This window comes from Paenibacillus sp. SAF-068, assembly GCF_051967555.1.
Lineage (GTDB): Bacteria > Bacillota > Bacilli > Paenibacillales > Paenibacillaceae > Paenibacillus.
In genome coordinates this window covers 207,539-221,516 of record NZ_JBQCJX010000004.1, presented here as the reverse complement: position 1 = coordinate 221,516, position 13,978 = coordinate 207,539, and the positions used below count along the sequence as shown (strand labels likewise).

Sequence of the window (13,978 nt, the reverse complement as noted above, 5' to 3'; positions counted from 1 at the left end):
AGAGGGCGTTAATCAGCCACCTGGTGACCTTCATAACCGCCCTCCCTACGCTACCCGCCAAGCGCTGCGATTCGCTGCAACAACGGTTCGCGATATCTGGACCATACCATGGATGCCTCTCTGCCGATCACATCCGCATGACGAAGTGAACCCATGCCCCCATGCCAACGATACGCAGTAAGTGGTTCATTCAGGTATGGAAAACGATGACCGTTCAGAAGAATACGCAGCCAGAGATCCAAATCGTGCGTGTAAGGCAGTAGCTCATCGAACAGCCCCACTCCGCTAAAGAGATCCTTGCGAATCATGACTGTGCAGCCATTGACCGGATTGCCGTTAACAAACCGTCGCAGTAAGTCCAGATCCGACATCGGTTCAGGTCCACCATGCATTTGGGTAACAGCAGAATGCTCGTTGATATAGTGAAAATTCGTGTACGAGACGAGTACATTCTCACGCTGCATAAACTCAAGCTGATAACGAATTTTATCCGGGTACAGAAAATCATCCGAACTGAGCCAGGCTACATAATCACCAGAGGCATGACGGATGCCGTGATTAAGTGCCGAAGCCGTTCCGCCATTGCTTTTGCCAAGTACATTAATGTAAGGAAGATAGGGTTGAAGCAACTCGGCATGACGGATGGAACCGTCATTCACAACAATGATCTCCACATCAGGATACGTCTGGTTCAGGGCACTCTGAATCGCTTGAGGCACATACGGGCAGTTATAGAATGGAATGACAATGGACACTCTCGGATTCAACTTGTCGTCCTCCCTTGCTGGGCACGAACATCACTTAAGATATCTTGAAGCGATGTGGCTATTGGAATCATCGGCTGCCAGCCAAGCTTGCGCAGAAGTGATAATTCCTCCTGTTTTCCCGAACCGTCCGGACCAGAAGATGCTCCATCCCAGCGAACAGGGATTTCCGCTTCTGTCATGGACAGCAACAGATCTGCAATCTCACCGAGACTGCGCTCGACACCAGACACCACCGGGTATACCGTACCACTGGCCCCCTGTACCAGAAGGGTCGCATACGCTCTGACCGCATCCCGCACATCGAGAAAGTCACGGGTATTGTCCCGTCCAGACAGACGGAAAGCCTCGGTTTTGCCACCCTGCTCACAGGCAACAACATGGCGCGCAAGCAGTGAACAGATGCCTGTGGAAGGACCTGCACCAATCAGATTTCCCGGCTCTGCCAGCATGATCTGTTGTCCGAAGAGTGACATCCACGACAAGGACACCATCTCTTCCAGCGCTTTGCTGAGGCTGTATGGATGCGGAGGCTGGGGAATCCGGCCAGGTTCTGGCGTATATTTTAATCTCGATCCTACAATAACGGTTCGTGCTGCCGGGCAACTGCGAAGCGCATCCAGTAAATACAGCACGGCCATTACATTGGTCTCCAGGACCAGTAGCGGATCAGCCCATGAATCAGGCACTGAATTTTTGCCAGCGAGGTGCAGCACATAGTCGGGCTGCACCTCGCCGATCAGATGACGTACTTGCTGTTTATCGTTCAGATCACAGACATGGACCTCCGTATCTTTACCAAACGAATGCACATCCGGTCTGCGGACGACTGCTGCAACCCCTGCACCAACTTCTTGAAAATAAGATACGGCATGTCGCCCGGTAAAACCGGAGGCGCCTGTAATCAGCACTTTCTTGCCTGTCAGCTCTGCTCCATCCATAATGCCAGCTCCTTCAGCATTGTAGAATAATCCGGCAGGTCTGTCTTCACATCCTCGCGAGTGGACACCAGTGTCCGGTCCTGCACTACACTGTCATCACGCACAATCGTCACATCCTGCTTATCCCAGGTCTGCTTGAACAACACAAGCAGGTCATGCTTGCTGACAGGCGCCGGATGAGCCAGGTGGATAAGACCACTAACGGAAGAAGTCAGGTAATGGTCGACCCATTTGGCCAGCTCAAGCGTGGTTACACCATTCCAGAATACGCGGGTATACCCGCCGACTTCCCCTGAACTGGACATAAACCATTGCATCAAACCAATGCCGCCTTTCCGAATCTCAGGTCCAATGATGGACGTACGGATCGTCAGATGGCCTTCATCCTGCACTTCCCCAAGCGCTTTGGTGATGGCGTAAGCAGACGTTCCATCCGTAACATCATCTTCCCGGTATGCTCCCCGGTCCCCGCTGAACACACAATCTGTGCTGATATGAATCAGACGTGCACCAATCTCATCCGCAACCCGCCGCAGACGATGCGGCAGGAAACCATTAATATGGTATGCGGTGATTTTGTCCTCATCTGCGAAGCTGTTCAACACACCCACAGCATTAATAATGACATCCGGGTGCACCGCTTCTACCAGTCGATCAACCATGAAGCTGTCGTTCACATCCAGGAGCAGACCATTCGGGTCCGTGACATCCCGAGATGTGTAGAAGACGCTGTGCACACCTTGACGGCGGAAATAGTCGACCAGAATATGGCCGGCCATTCCGTTTCCACCAAGTATCAGCAGTTTCATGACAAGAATCCTCCGCGCTTCAGAATTTCACGAATCTCCTCTTTGGTCATGAGCTGGTGTTCAGAACTGAAACTGTTAAAGGAGACTGGGGGACAATTGGTATAATGTTCACGCAGACCCGGTATACCCAGGGTAGGAAGAATAACCAGGTACTGCTCATCGTAGACAACGGTGGTCATGCTCTCGAATTCACTCATCAAAATTTCATGGATTTTCTCACCTGGACGAATGCCCCGTTCCACAATCGCCACATTCTCCACGCCGGAATCCTCAATCAGCACTTCCGCAAGATCAACGATTTTGCAGGTTGGCATCGTCATGACAAAGATCTCTCCGCCCACACTTTCCACCGAAGCTTTGAACAGCAGGGTAATTGCATCCTTCAGTGTGAGGAAGAACCGGGTCATACTCATATCCGTGATGGAGACCTGCCCTTTCTGGCGGATCTGATTCTTGAACAGATGAACCACACTGCCGTTCGTTCCCAGGACATTACCGCCCCGTACCGTAACAAACTTCGTGTCACTGTGCAACAAGTTGGCATATACAATTAATTTCTCGCCGATCGCTTTGGTCATGCCGTAGAAGTTGGACGGATTGGCAGCCTTGTCAGTCGAGATATAGATTACTTTTTCCACCTTGTTCTCAATCGCAGCCTCAATCACGTTCTGTGTACCAATCACATTGGTTTTGAGCGCTTCGTAAGGCTGGTCTTCACACACCGGAACATGCTTGAGCGCTGCCAGATGAAATACATAGTCCACATGCTGGCAAGCCGCCGTCAACGCATCCTTGTCACGAATATCTCCAATCCGGAAATGAAGACGCGGGTCTTCAAATTCACGACTCATGGCCACTTGGCTGGACTCGTTCCGGGAATATACAATAATTTCTTTGGGCTGCTGGGGCAGCAGTTGAGCCACAAGTTCATAACCCCATGATCCCGTACCACCAGTCACGAGTATACGCTTATTTTCAAACATGCATTTTCCCTCCAAGCAGAAATTTAACCACTTTACTGGATACATCTGTTGCTTTGTAACCTTGCGGGCAATCCCAATCGGCAGACATCGTTGTCATGACTTTCACGCAATCAGCGATGCGCGCGGCATCCAGACCGGAGACCACATTGCTGCCGCAATCCACTGTTTCGGGCCGCTCGGTAGTCCGACGCATCGTTACGGTTGGCACGCCCATAATGCAACACTCCTCCTGCACAGTACCACTGTCCGTGAGCGCACAGCGTGCATGACGTTCGAGCATCACAAAGTCAAAGAATCCAAACGGCTCGTGAAACTCTACCAACGGATTCATCTCCAGTTGCAGATGCTCCGCAATCCGAATCGCCGTACGCGGATGAATGCTGCAGATCACACGCAACCCGTGTTCTTCTGCGACTTGATTCAACCCTTTCATAATCTCCAGCAAATGAGGAGCATGATCCACATTCTCGGCTCGGTGAGCAGTAACCAAAAAGTACTGCCCGGACTTCAACTTGAGCTTTTTGAGTATTTTGCTCGAACTTACCTGTGCGTCATAGTGCTGCATTACTTCATAGATGGGATTGCCCGTGAGCACGATGCGCCTGCTTGGTACACCTTCGCTGACCAAATGTTTCTTGCTCTGTTCCGTGTAAGGCATGTTGACGGTGGAGATGGCATCAATAACCTTGCGATTCTTCTCCTCAGGCACATCCAGGTCGAAGCAACGATTGCCTGCTTCCATATGAATAACAGGAACACCCATGCGCTCAGCCAATATTGCACATAATGCACTATTGGTATCACCAAGCAGCAGCAATTTATCGGGCTTCTCCTGCAATATCAGATCTTCCATCTGCGTAAACATCGAGGACAGCTGTCGTCCCAGAGAGGCCGCTTCATCCTGAAGAACGTAATCCGGTGCGCGCAGGCCCATTTCCTTGAAAAAGAGACCACTGAGACTTTCCGTGAAGTTCTGTCCCGTGTGTACCAGAATATGTTTGGACGCGTACTGGTCCAGCTTGGAAATGATCAGGCTGAGCCGAATGATCTCAGGTCTCGTACCCAGCACCGTCATGATCTTCATCGTAATCCCTGCCTTCATCTTGTATTGGAACCTTTGCGCCCTGCCCGGCTACGTCCCGCCTTGGCAGATTTGCGTCTGCGGCTAGCCGATTTCCCCATATGCGGACGCGGTCCCTTCGTTGTACGGTGTCTCCCCTTACGTCTGCCAGTTCCAGAAGTACGTTTCAGCCTCGTAAGGTCTCGGCGAGAATGAGATGCAAGTGGCTTGCGACGACGTTTTCGCGTTTTGCCTCTCTGTTGAATCAACTTTGCCGTTGGGCCAGTAGCTGAAGCAACAGGAGCATCGTGACCCAATGCGATTGGAGGTAATGTGGATTGTGGCAACGCCTGTATGACAGTCAGCGGGAATAACAGTGCCCGAACCGTAGCCGGTTCCAGAACCAGTACAGTGCGTAGTCCTCCCTCCCCATGGGTATACACAGGTCCATTCGGAGGTTGGATATAAGCAAACCATCCGGGAAAACGCAATAACCACTGTGTCACCATCGTATGCAGTTTCGTGCGGTAGGTTTCAAGCCCGTAGAGCTTTTCCGCTTCTGTCCGATTGCGCCATCCCGTATTCGAAGCCAGCTCTGAATCATTCAACAAGGTTGTCGCCAAGGTGACAAGCCCTTCACTATCGCCCGGTGGGGCCAGAAATGCACCACTGCCTACGGACTCCATTAATTCCTTCAGTCCACCCTGAGCGAAAGCGATGACGGGTTTGGCAAAATACAGACCCTCCAGTGCGGTCATGCCGAATCCTTCTTTGACCATGCTTGGGATGACCACGATATCCATGGCGGTATACGCCAGAGATACGTTCTCTTCGAACGTAGTGAAGGTAAATCGGCGTGAATACCCGGATTTTCTCACCCGTGATACACACTCGTCGTAATACTTTTTATCCGATGGTGCCCCGATGATCCAGAAGCGACAGCGCGAATTCGTTTCACAGATCCTCAAGGCCATATCCACAAAAGGTTTCAATCCTTTGGCTTCATATATAAATGAAGAAATATAACCGATACAGGTCTGCGATGATTTGAAACCGAGTTCCTTGCGCTTGCGTTCGCGCAGCTGAACCCAGCGGTCCGGTGCGGGTAGCCCGGGTTCCCAGGTAGGAGAAATAATCGTCAATTTGTGACCCATGCCAGCTTCATGGAATGGGGCCACTGCTGTTTCGGATATCCCAATAATCCAATCGGCGTAACGTCCAATCATCTGGATCGCCTCGGATGTATGTTCATTCGTATGAATGATCTCGGTAATCTTCCAGATGACCGGAATCTGAAGAGACTTTGCCGCTACAGCCGGCATCACATTGACACAGGTGTTGGTTAGAATCAGATCGGGAGCAGTCTCCCGGATGAGGGAGATCACTTCCTGATAGGCTGGTGTATGGCGAAGTTGCTCCGCATCATTTGCAATACCCAAGTAAGGTGTGTACACACCGTGAAGCATCGGCAGAGTGCATATTTTGACCTGAATGCCGAATCTTCGGGCAAGCCCCGCAAGCTTTCCCTCCTGGGGAACAACGAGCACACATTCAAAGATCGTACCGATCTCTCTCATAAAATGAAGCAGCAGCTTCTCTGCACCTGTAATGCTGCGAGTATTGCATACATGTGAAAATAACATCATCTTTGGTTTCGTTGCCATGGCCGCACGGACCCTGTATACGGATGTCCGATACAGGGTACTGTGCACACCTCCTCCCGGCCAGGATTAAGGAAATATGATGGTTAACATTTCATTAATTCTTTTGCCGTACGTGTGGTCTTTCAGGGTACGTTCGAGTCCACGAAGGGCAATCTCACGGCGTTCCTTCTCATGAGTAAGATAATATTCCACCTTGTCGAGTAACTCCTGCGGCGAGGAATAGGTCTCAATCTCCACACCCGGTTTGTAGAAACGCGCAATATCATCCCGTGCGTCGGTCAACTGCAGCGTCGTGGACGCGGCAATTTCAAACGTTCTCGGGTTCGGTGAAGCTGGCGGAATTTTGAGGTGATTATTATTGACGGAATCATCTTCGTGGGATCGATGCAGGTTAATGACAATTTTGGTGCCATTGTACACATCATTGGTCTCCTGAGGACTCATCCAGCGGCCGAGTTCAATCTTCTCACCGTAGGCAGTATATTCAGGCAGACGATCCCACCAGATTCCGTTAAATACCGTATTGTGTGACATCAACTGAGGCATGATCGGATTGAAGAAGTATACCCGGTTCCAGTAAGCCGAGCCGATAAAGCTGACATCCCGTTTTAACGTGGAAGGTGTTGTAATCGGAAAATAATGATTGGTGAATGCGGCAAAAGGGAGGTAGTGAACCGACGTGCAGCCGATTTGTCGATATAGATCAATACAGTTCAGTTCCAACGTGAAGACATGGTCATAATGTTTTACGATATCAAGTGTCATGTCTGTATAGTACGGATCATCGGTCAACCAGATCGCCGTCTGAATGCCGGCTTGGCGAATCGCATCGATATGCTCGATGGGAATATCCATGCCATCCAACACAAGCACCAGATCAGGACGCGTCTGCAATGCAATTTCAGAAACCGGTTGGCGCGGATCAGTGAGGGTTACCTGAGCGACCATTCCCTGTAACGTGGCCATGATGGCCTCATCCAACGGAGAGTAAGGGAAGCCTTTACCCGAAGATACATACAACACGTGAATTTGCCGGAAGGGCAACGGTTCCTGTGCACAATTCACAATATAGTTGGCGCGACCGCGCAGATATCCTTCTTCCTTACCTGCGTCATATCCGGCATGTTGCCCATTTTTGCGCGCTTGATCAGCCAGGCTCAGTACAGGTGCATGAACCTTTTTGGTTTTACGGTGTTTGAGAGACATACCGCCACTCCTTTATTTTTTGGGATAGGATACTCGTTGGTGCTGTACTTCAGATGGGGATTACAGATGTTCCAGCAACTGACCGATGCGGCGAGTGAATGTGTGCTGGTTCATCGTGGTGAGAAGTCCCCTCCATGCCATCGCCTGTCGTTCTTCTTCATGCTTCAGATAATAGTCGATCTTGCGTTGAAGTTCTGCTGCATTGGTGAACGTCTCGATGTCATATCCCGGCTTATAATAACGGGGCAAATCTGCACGTGCGTCCGTAATCTGCATTGTGCCGCAAGCGCTAATCTCATACGTGCGTGGATTAATGGAGTGACCTTGAAGATGATGGGTGTTGCGATTGTCTTCCCCGTTCTCACAAGTTCGGTGAATGTTAATGACAATCTTGGCGCCATTGTAATAATCGACTGTCTCTCCGGGAGCAATCCATCCTTCGTGGATGAAACGGCCTAGTACATCAAAGCGTGCCAGCCGGTTCCACTGGCTACCCGCGATGAATACTTTTTTGTCCGCGAGAAAAGGGGCCAGCTCATCAAACAAGGCAATCCGGTTCCAGAACCCTGTACCGATAAAACAAATGTCGTACTGATGCTGCGGTGCCGCACGACGCGGCTGAAACATTCCCGGATTCACCGCGAGTGGCATATAGATCACCCGGCTAGCTCCATGACCTTGATAGAAAGGTACAGCAGCCTCTTCATGCGTGAACACGACATCATAGTGTTGAGACAGGGACACTGTATCTTCGGTGAAATACGGATCATCCACAAACCACACAACTGTTCGAATACCGAGTGCACGTATGCCCTTCACCTGCTCCAGATGATCTGGGGGAAATACATGCAGACCATTCATGACGAGCACAACATCGGGTCGATGCTGACTGGCTTCCTGCAACATCGCTGCTGGCGATCCAACAACGCATTCACGTACAGACTGCTGCAGGGCCAGGGTTACACCTTCATCGATGGCATCGAAACCTTGCGGAATATACAGAACCTTCATGTCCCGCAGGGTCGGTTCATACATCTGCACCCGCTCCATCATGGCTTGACAGCCGCCAAATCTGCGGCCTTCTGCATATCCGCCGCGGTAAGCTGTCTCCGCTTCAGTTAGCGGACGGTGTCTTCGTTTTGCCACATTCTTCACCCTGTCTTCCTTCAGGAGATTCACTTCCAGACTCTCCCCGAGATTGGTCTTCCCTCTAAAGGATATGCCTCGGGGTCAGATGCATCATGGACGGGTGTCCTGCAAGGCGCAAAATTGGCGCTTGCCCTCCACATCCGCCTGCACGGGCATGTCCGCTTTTCGGCGATGCAAATAGCCCGGAGGGATCTGTCCCCCCGGGCTAACTGCTATACAGATATCATTCCATGCAGGAATAATAGCGTCTATTCGGTTACTGTGCTTTGTACGCCAGCTGATGTCCGTCCTCGAATCCCTTGGCGAAACCCGCGTTGAATCCCTCGTTGTATGCCTCGTTGTATCCCTGGCTGTACGCACCGTCCGGGTTCGGATCGGTAGGGGTAGCCGGGACGATTGGTTGTACGGGCTTCGGACTCCGGTGCCGCCGTACCGTCCGTTTCTTTTTTTTGAGCCACGCACTGCGTCCTTTAAGTGGGCGTTTGTGAAGCACACGTTTGGCTCTGAGCGCACGCAGTTTGCGAATTTTACGCAATCGGGCTCCACGAGTTACCAAAGCTCTTTTGGTTCTCAGTCGTATTTTCTTCTTCTTTAACATGTCATCATTCCTCCTGTATGTCCCGAACGATACGAATTGCACACCCGGGGTCTTTGAGCCACGGCAATCCAGGCTCCCCATGCTGGATTCGGGCCAGCCTGATTCCCGTTACCATACGAGACATCTCTTCCTGATAGCGACTCAGCAGACGAATGTTCTCAGCCAGACTGCGGGCGGATACTTCCGAATGAGCAGTTACACTGGCTACACTGTCCAGAATGCGTGCCAACGCCTGCTGACTGTGTGCAATGGATTCAATGAGGGCCAGTTTAGCTTCCTGCTCACGCCGCATCAGACTCATTTTCCCATGTCTCCCAGATCCATGCCGCCAAACATGCCACCGTCCAACCCGCCGCCATCTTCGCTGTCGTTCTGTACCATCACCGCTTTGAGATTGTTGCACAGTCCCGTCTCCATCCGGGTTAAACCTTCCAGCAATTCCACCAGCTGATCATGCATTTTAAGTGGCTCGCCTACCTGATCGCCATGCGTCAGAAAGGTATCCCCATTCAAATGATTCAGCGTCCAGTTCCGTACCTTCTCGGCCTCAATCGCTTTTGCCTCCAGGATCAGGGCAATATTCCACTGCATCTTGGCTGCTGCGTCCAGCATCAGAATGAGGCTCTGTTCTCTACTCATGTTCCTTCACCCGCCTTCCGGGCTTATTCTTCCTCTTGAACCGCGATCTCCCGCATGACTTGGGTCAGCGTTTCGGCTACGGCCTCTTCCAGATCTGCAAGGCCTCCCAAGTAAGAGATAATGCTTTTGTTGATTTGCCCAGAGCTATCCAGCAGACCGTCAACGCCATCCAACTCCGGTTCGATATCTGGCAAATGATTGATGATTTCAGACATGCGCACAGCGACTTGGCGTTTGGCATCCAGCACACGTGCGATCTGCTGGTGAGAGTGTGCAATATGTGTAATGATTTCATCGATTTTGCTCTGCATGGTCCTCCTCCTTACCGTCACGGCCTGCTTCACCCATAGAAAAACCCGGCCTATCAGCATTTGCCTGTTACAGCATATGCCGGGCCGGGATCGTCAGTTACTACAGCTTGCGCCTATATCGTTAGATGACATAACTCCAGTCGGAAGAATATCGACTGAGGAATTGCCGAGTACGTTCCTGCTTTGGACGCACAAATACCTCATCAGGCGTTCCTTCCTCTACTACGGAACCTCCATCCATGAAAACAACCCGATTGGCCACCTCACGGGCAAACCCCATTTCATGGGTGACAACAATCATGGTAATCCCCTCCTGAGCAATGGAACGGATGACAGACAACACCTCACCCACAAGCTCGGGGTCCAGTGCCGAGGTCGGTTCATCAAACAAAATCACTTCGGGATTCAGTGCCAGTGCTCTGGCGATCCCCACCCGTTGCTGTTGTCCACCGGACAACATACTCGGATACTCATTGATTTTGGCAGACAGTCCGACTTGTTCAAGCACACGCAAGGCGCGAGTGCGGGCATCGGCTTTGGACATTTTCTGGGCAATAATTAAACCTTCCGTGACGTTATCCAGCACAGTCTTATGTTTGAACAGATTATAATGCTGGAAGACCATCGCCGTTTTCCGCCTCAATTGCACAATGTCATGTTTGCGCGCATGCTTGCAATCCACGGTCAATCCACTAATCTGAACCTCGCCTTCATCGGCACGTTCCAGAAAATTGATGCAGCGCAGCAGCGTTGTTTTACCTGATCCACTCGGTCCAAGGATCGCAACGACATCACCCTGCTCGACGGTCAGATCAATCCCTTTCAATACTTCCTGCTTGCCAAATGTTTTGTGTATGTTCGTTAGTGTAATCATGACACACCTCCTTTACTGTACACGGCAACCCGACGCTCAAGCAGGGCGGTGATCCGCTCGGCAATGATGGTCAGCCCCCAGTAGATGAACGCTGCAGCGATAAAGGCCTCCAGAAATTTCAGACTGACGGATGCCACCACATCCGCTTTACCGAGAATGTCCATCTGCGACACGGTAAACGCGAGGGTTGATCCATGCAGGAATCCGACAAACATGCTGCACAGATTAGGCAATACCGCCCCGATCGCTTGAGGGATGATGATGCGCCTTAAAGCCTGGAATGTGCTCATACCCACAGCGTGAGCGGCTTCCATCTGGCCGATATCCACGGCAAGAATGCCTGAACGGATAATCTCGGACATATAGGCACCCGCAGTGAGCGAGAAGGCAATCAGTACAAATACGAGAATCGGGATCGACGAGGATTGGAAAGCCCAGCCGTAACGTTCCGCCAGCTTGTCGATGATCATCGGAATCCCGTAATAGATGAGGAATAGATGCATCAGCATCGGTGTTCCACGCAGGAATGAAACGTAGAAGTCAGCAATGCGATGAATCCATCGTACACGATAAATACGAATCAGAGCCGTGGCCAGACCGATTCCGAAGCCTGCAATCAACGGAACAATCGTAATGACGAGTGTCAGTGGCAATGCCTTCAGAATTTGAAAAAAAGAGGTATAGATAAACTGGAGATCAATCGACATATGCTCACCCCGCTATTCGTTTCAGGCGTTTGGTTCGAATTGCCGGTTTGTGTACAACTCTCTTGCGTTCATGACGCTGGAGTCTGCGTTCTGCAACGGCAAATCCTTTTTCAAGTACAATGACAATGACATAATAGACCACGGACAGACTGATATATACCTCAAGTGCGTGGGACGTGGCGGAGATTAGCGTCTGCCCTCTGCCCACCATATCCATTACACCGATGGAGAAGGCCAGAGATGTATCCTTTAATGAACCGATTAACGTATTGGCCATGTTCGGAAAAGCAACAATCAGTGCCTGCGGAACGACAATCCGCCGAAAAGACTGGAATGTCGTCATCCCCGCAGCATAGGCTGCTTCCGTCTGACCTTTATCCACACTGCGCACCGCTCCGCGAAAGATCTCGGCAAAGGATGCCGCGTCACTAAGCGCATAGGTCACAATGACAAATAACAACGGGTCGGTTCTCGACAGGTCGATGCCAATCGGCTTGAGTAACTCGGGAAGTCCGTAATACACCAGGAACAATTTGATCAGGATCGGTGTGCCCCGCATGAATGAGACGTACAGGGTGGCCAACTGGCTTAGTACTGGAATCCGATACAGCCGGGGAACGGCCAGAAGCACGCCGCCCACCAGTCCGAGCACGATGGAGCCACCCAGTACAATCAGTGTTATATGCAAATATCGTAGCAGTTCCGGGATGAAATCCAGAACCAATGACAGATCAAATGATTTTCCCATTACCGCTGCACACCTTTCTCAGACTACTCTTCAACCGTATAGTCAGCCCCAAGCCACTCTGTGCTCAATTTGCCTAATGTCCCATCTTCTTTGATCGATTTGAGCGCTTCGTCCACTTTGGTTTTGAGCTCCTGCTCATCTTTGTTCAGAATGAAGTACACTTTGGAGTTGGAGAGGGCATCTCCCACCGTTTTCAACTGGGCATCCACTGCTTTATTCTGATAATCAATGGCAAACTGAGTGCTGATGGTGGCATCCACCCGTCCTGTTTTGATCTGGGTAATGGTATCCTCACCTGCTCCGGAATAAACGATATCAATCCCGTTGCCGTTCGCTGCATTCCATTTCTCAGCAAGTACAGCCGCATTACTCGTAGCGCCGACAATCAGTTTTTTACCCTTCAGGTCCTCAATCGATTTTACTTCCTCATTTTTCTGACTTACGACAATTTTATTTGGAAAAATATTATAGGCTTCATCATTAAACAGGAACTTGGCCTGTCTCTCTTCATTCACTTCCATCTGGTGAGCGATCAAGTCAATTTTTTTCGTTTCCAGACTCAGCAGCAGGTTTTTGAAATCCATGGTGCTGAATTCGAATTCATATTCGGGTAAACGTTTGTCGATCTCCCGAATCAATTCCACATCATAACCTGTTAACTTGCCATTCTCATCAATGAAGCAGACATTCGGGAACTGTGTACCTGTTCCTACAATGATTTTTTTCACTTTTGTATCGCCTGCTGCTGAAGCAGATTCTGACTCATTGCTTGCATTACCTGTGCTGCATCCAGCCAGAACCGCCAACATTGTAATAAACAGCAGTGCTGTCCGGAATTTTTGAATCCCCCGTTTTTTAACCATTCCCAATCTCCTCCACAGGCTGTTATCACAGCAAATATGATGTGTACTCCCATTCCTCTTCTCATTAACAAACCATTCTTACTTGTATAGTCGGAATTAGGTTGAACAAAGAATATCATTACAAGTCATCTTTGAGCAATAACTTAACTAATAGGACATCCTGATATGGTTATAGGACTTCTCTATAGTACACGAAAAAGCCATCCCCAATATCCATTGGCGGATGGCTTCTTCATGTATGAATCCCGTTCGATTATATCCTTTTGGCGTTACACTACATCGTGCTCTGCTTTCTCTCATCTATCTGCGACTTGCCCATTTAATTTTACGTGCAACTTCCACTCGCTGTAATTGCAAGAGACCGATCCGTTCCTCAAATTTCTTGCGTTCATCCATGGAATGAGCGGCATGAATCTGATGGCACAGACCTGTTAATTTGCTGTTAATATAATCAAAGCGTGTCCATAATTCCTCTTCAGGTGTGCGCTGCTGCTCCGTTGCCGTCTGAAATATTTTGAGTTGTTGGATTAAGGATTGCTGCCATTCCTGATCTTGAATTTGGATGGCAAAATGCAAAAGATCCAGATAGTCATCGATTTGCAACGAAACGCCGCAATCAGGTTTAGTGTTCATCGTCGTCTCTCCTTATTTCAGTACTTGGC

17 protein-coding genes are annotated in these 13,978 nt (G+C 50.2%); all 17 read right to left on the bottom strand.

Features of this window, described 5'->3' with window-relative positions; genetic code table 11:
• Nucleotides 1–50 precede the first annotated feature (50 nt).
• The 17 genes from ACTHPG_RS22240 to ACTHPG_RS22160 all read right to left on the bottom strand — a co-directional run bounded on the left by ACTHPG_RS22240 (nt 51) and on the right by ACTHPG_RS22160 (nt 13,949).
• A complete protein-coding gene (locus ACTHPG_RS22240; RefSeq protein WP_440391565.1) occupies nt 51–767 on the bottom strand; it encodes a glycosyltransferase in 717 nt (238 codons plus the stop codon).
• Nucleotides 764–1,705: an NAD-dependent epimerase/dehydratase family protein gene (locus tag ACTHPG_RS22235; RefSeq protein ID WP_440391564.1), complete on the bottom strand. Its 942-nt coding sequence runs from the start codon at nt 1,703–1,705 to the stop codon at nt 764–766. Before ACTHPG_RS22235 ends, ACTHPG_RS22240 begins: the two co-directional genes overlap by 4 nt.
• Nucleotides 1,687–2,514, bottom strand: coding sequence for a dTDP-4-dehydrorhamnose reductase family protein (locus ACTHPG_RS22230; protein ID WP_440391563.1), 828 nt, complete (start codon nt 2,512–2,514; stop codon nt 1,687–1,689). The genes ACTHPG_RS22235 and ACTHPG_RS22230 overlap by 19 nt, the downstream gene beginning before the upstream one ends.
• Nucleotides 2,511–3,497: a polysaccharide biosynthesis protein gene (locus ACTHPG_RS22225; protein ID WP_427440065.1), complete on the bottom strand. Its 987-nt coding sequence runs from the start codon at nt 3,495–3,497 to the stop codon at nt 2,511–2,513. The genes ACTHPG_RS22230 and ACTHPG_RS22225 overlap by 4 nt, the downstream gene beginning before the upstream one ends.
• Nucleotides 3,490–4,581, bottom strand: a complete 1,092-nt coding sequence (gene wecB, locus ACTHPG_RS22220; protein WP_433746696.1) for a non-hydrolyzing UDP-N-acetylglucosamine 2-epimerase — start codon at nt 4,579–4,581, stop codon at nt 3,490–3,492. The genes ACTHPG_RS22225 and wecB overlap by 8 nt, the downstream gene beginning before the upstream one ends.
• Before the next feature lie 14 nt (nt 4,582–4,595).
• The gene (locus ACTHPG_RS22215; RefSeq protein ID WP_440391562.1) at nt 4,596–6,221 is read right to left on the bottom strand and encodes a glycosyltransferase family 4 protein; all 1,626 of its coding nucleotides are present in this window, start codon (nt 6,219–6,221) and stop codon (nt 4,596–4,598) included.
• A 66-nt stretch (nt 6,222–6,287) separates the two neighbouring features.
• Nucleotides 6,288–7,427: a CgeB family protein gene (locus ACTHPG_RS22210; RefSeq protein ID WP_440391561.1), complete on the bottom strand. Its 1,140-nt coding sequence runs from the start codon at nt 7,425–7,427 to the stop codon at nt 6,288–6,290.
• A gap of 60 nt (nt 7,428–7,487) precedes the next feature.
• On the bottom strand, nt 7,488–8,582 hold the full coding sequence (locus tag ACTHPG_RS22205; RefSeq protein WP_440391654.1) for a CgeB family protein: 1,095 nt from the start codon (nt 8,580–8,582) through the stop codon (nt 7,488–7,490).
• 250 nt (nt 8,583–8,832) lie between these two features.
• Nucleotides 8,833–9,174, bottom strand: a complete 342-nt coding sequence (locus ACTHPG_RS22200; RefSeq protein WP_253440495.1) for a hypothetical protein — start codon at nt 9,172–9,174, stop codon at nt 8,833–8,835.
• A 4-nt stretch (nt 9,175–9,178) separates the two neighbouring features.
• Nucleotides 9,179–9,475 (bottom strand): hypothetical protein, encoded by a 297-nt coding sequence (locus ACTHPG_RS22195; protein ID WP_421894415.1) that lies wholly within the window; start codon nt 9,473–9,475, stop codon nt 9,179–9,181.
• Nucleotides 9,472–9,813: a restriction endonuclease subunit S gene (locus ACTHPG_RS22190; RefSeq protein WP_433746713.1), complete on the bottom strand. Its 342-nt coding sequence runs from the start codon at nt 9,811–9,813 to the stop codon at nt 9,472–9,474. The genes ACTHPG_RS22195 and ACTHPG_RS22190 overlap by 4 nt, the downstream gene beginning before the upstream one ends.
• A gap of 23 nt (nt 9,814–9,836) precedes the next feature.
• The gene (locus ACTHPG_RS22185; RefSeq protein ID WP_017692509.1) at nt 9,837–10,124 is read right to left on the bottom strand and encodes a hypothetical protein; all 288 of its coding nucleotides are present in this window, start codon (nt 10,122–10,124) and stop codon (nt 9,837–9,839) included.
• 121 nt (nt 10,125–10,245) lie between these two features.
• Nucleotides 10,246–10,998 carry an amino acid ABC transporter ATP-binding protein gene (locus ACTHPG_RS22180; protein ID WP_440391560.1) on the bottom strand — a complete coding sequence of 251 codons (753 nt, stop codon included), beginning with the start codon at nt 10,996–10,998 and terminating at the stop codon, nt 10,246–10,248.
• A complete protein-coding gene (locus tag ACTHPG_RS22175; RefSeq protein WP_036673453.1) occupies nt 10,995–11,705 on the bottom strand; it encodes an amino acid ABC transporter permease in 711 nt (236 codons plus the stop codon). Before ACTHPG_RS22175 ends, ACTHPG_RS22180 begins: the two co-directional genes overlap by 4 nt.
• Before the next feature lie 4 nt (nt 11,706–11,709).
• On the bottom strand, nt 11,710–12,453 hold the full coding sequence (locus ACTHPG_RS22170; protein WP_440391559.1) for an amino acid ABC transporter permease: 744 nt from the start codon (nt 12,451–12,453) through the stop codon (nt 11,710–11,712).
• Between the two features lie 23 nt (nt 12,454–12,476).
• Nucleotides 12,477–13,316, bottom strand: coding sequence for a transporter substrate-binding domain-containing protein (locus ACTHPG_RS22165; RefSeq protein WP_440391558.1), 840 nt, complete (start codon nt 13,314–13,316; stop codon nt 12,477–12,479).
• A gap of 300 nt (nt 13,317–13,616) precedes the next feature.
• Nucleotides 13,617–13,949 (bottom strand): hypothetical protein, encoded by a 333-nt coding sequence (locus tag ACTHPG_RS22160; RefSeq protein WP_440391557.1) that lies wholly within the window; start codon nt 13,947–13,949, stop codon nt 13,617–13,619.
• Nucleotides 13,950–13,978 lie beyond the last annotated feature (29 nt).

What these genes read in the sequence shown, in the direction of transcription:
- ACTHPG_RS22195 (WP_421894415.1), bottom strand. Translation starts at nt 9,475, where the DNA reads ATGAGTCTGATGCGGCGTGAGCAGGAAGCTAAACTGGCCCTCATTGAA.
- ACTHPG_RS22215 (WP_440391562.1), bottom strand. Translation starts at nt 6,221, where the DNA reads ATGGCAACGAAACCAAAGATGATGTTATTTTCACATGTATGCAATACT.
- ACTHPG_RS22235 (WP_440391564.1), bottom strand. Translation starts at nt 1,705, where the DNA reads ATGGATGGAGCAGAGCTGACAGGCAAGAAAGTGCTGATTACAGGCGCC.
- wecB (WP_433746696.1), bottom strand. Translation starts at nt 4,581, where the DNA reads ATGAAGATCATGACGGTGCTGGGTACGAGACCTGAGATCATTCGGCTC.
- ACTHPG_RS22160 (WP_440391557.1), bottom strand. Translation starts at nt 13,949, where the DNA reads ATGAACACTAAACCTGATTGCGGCGTTTCGTTGCAAATCGATGACTAT.
- ACTHPG_RS22230 (WP_440391563.1), bottom strand. Translation starts at nt 2,514, where the DNA reads ATGAAACTGCTGATACTTGGTGGAAACGGAATGGCCGGCCATATTCTG.
- ACTHPG_RS22210 (WP_440391561.1), bottom strand. Translation starts at nt 7,427, where the DNA reads ATGTCTCTCAAACACCGTAAAACCAAAAAGGTTCATGCACCTGTACTG.
- ACTHPG_RS22165 (WP_440391558.1), bottom strand. Translation starts at nt 13,316, where the DNA reads ATGGTTAAAAAACGGGGGATTCAAAAATTCCGGACAGCACTGCTGTTT.
- ACTHPG_RS22175 (WP_036673453.1), bottom strand. Translation starts at nt 11,705, where the DNA reads ATGTCGATTGATCTCCAGTTTATCTATACCTCTTTTTTTCAAATTCTG.
- ACTHPG_RS22180 (WP_440391560.1), bottom strand. Translation starts at nt 10,998, where the DNA reads ATGATTACACTAACGAACATACACAAAACATTTGGCAAGCAGGAAGTA.
- ACTHPG_RS22190 (WP_433746713.1), bottom strand. Translation starts at nt 9,813, where the DNA reads ATGAGTAGAGAACAGAGCCTCATTCTGATGCTGGACGCAGCAGCCAAG.
- ACTHPG_RS22225 (WP_427440065.1), bottom strand. Translation starts at nt 3,497, where the DNA reads ATGTTTGAAAATAAGCGTATACTCGTGACTGGTGGTACGGGATCATGG.
- ACTHPG_RS22170 (WP_440391559.1), bottom strand. Translation starts at nt 12,453, where the DNA reads ATGGGAAAATCATTTGATCTGTCATTGGTTCTGGATTTCATCCCGGAA.
- ACTHPG_RS22200 (WP_253440495.1), bottom strand. Translation starts at nt 9,174, where the DNA reads ATGTTAAAGAAGAAGAAAATACGACTGAGAACCAAAAGAGCTTTGGTA.
- ACTHPG_RS22185 (WP_017692509.1), bottom strand. Translation starts at nt 10,124, where the DNA reads ATGCAGAGCAAAATCGATGAAATCATTACACATATTGCACACTCTCAC.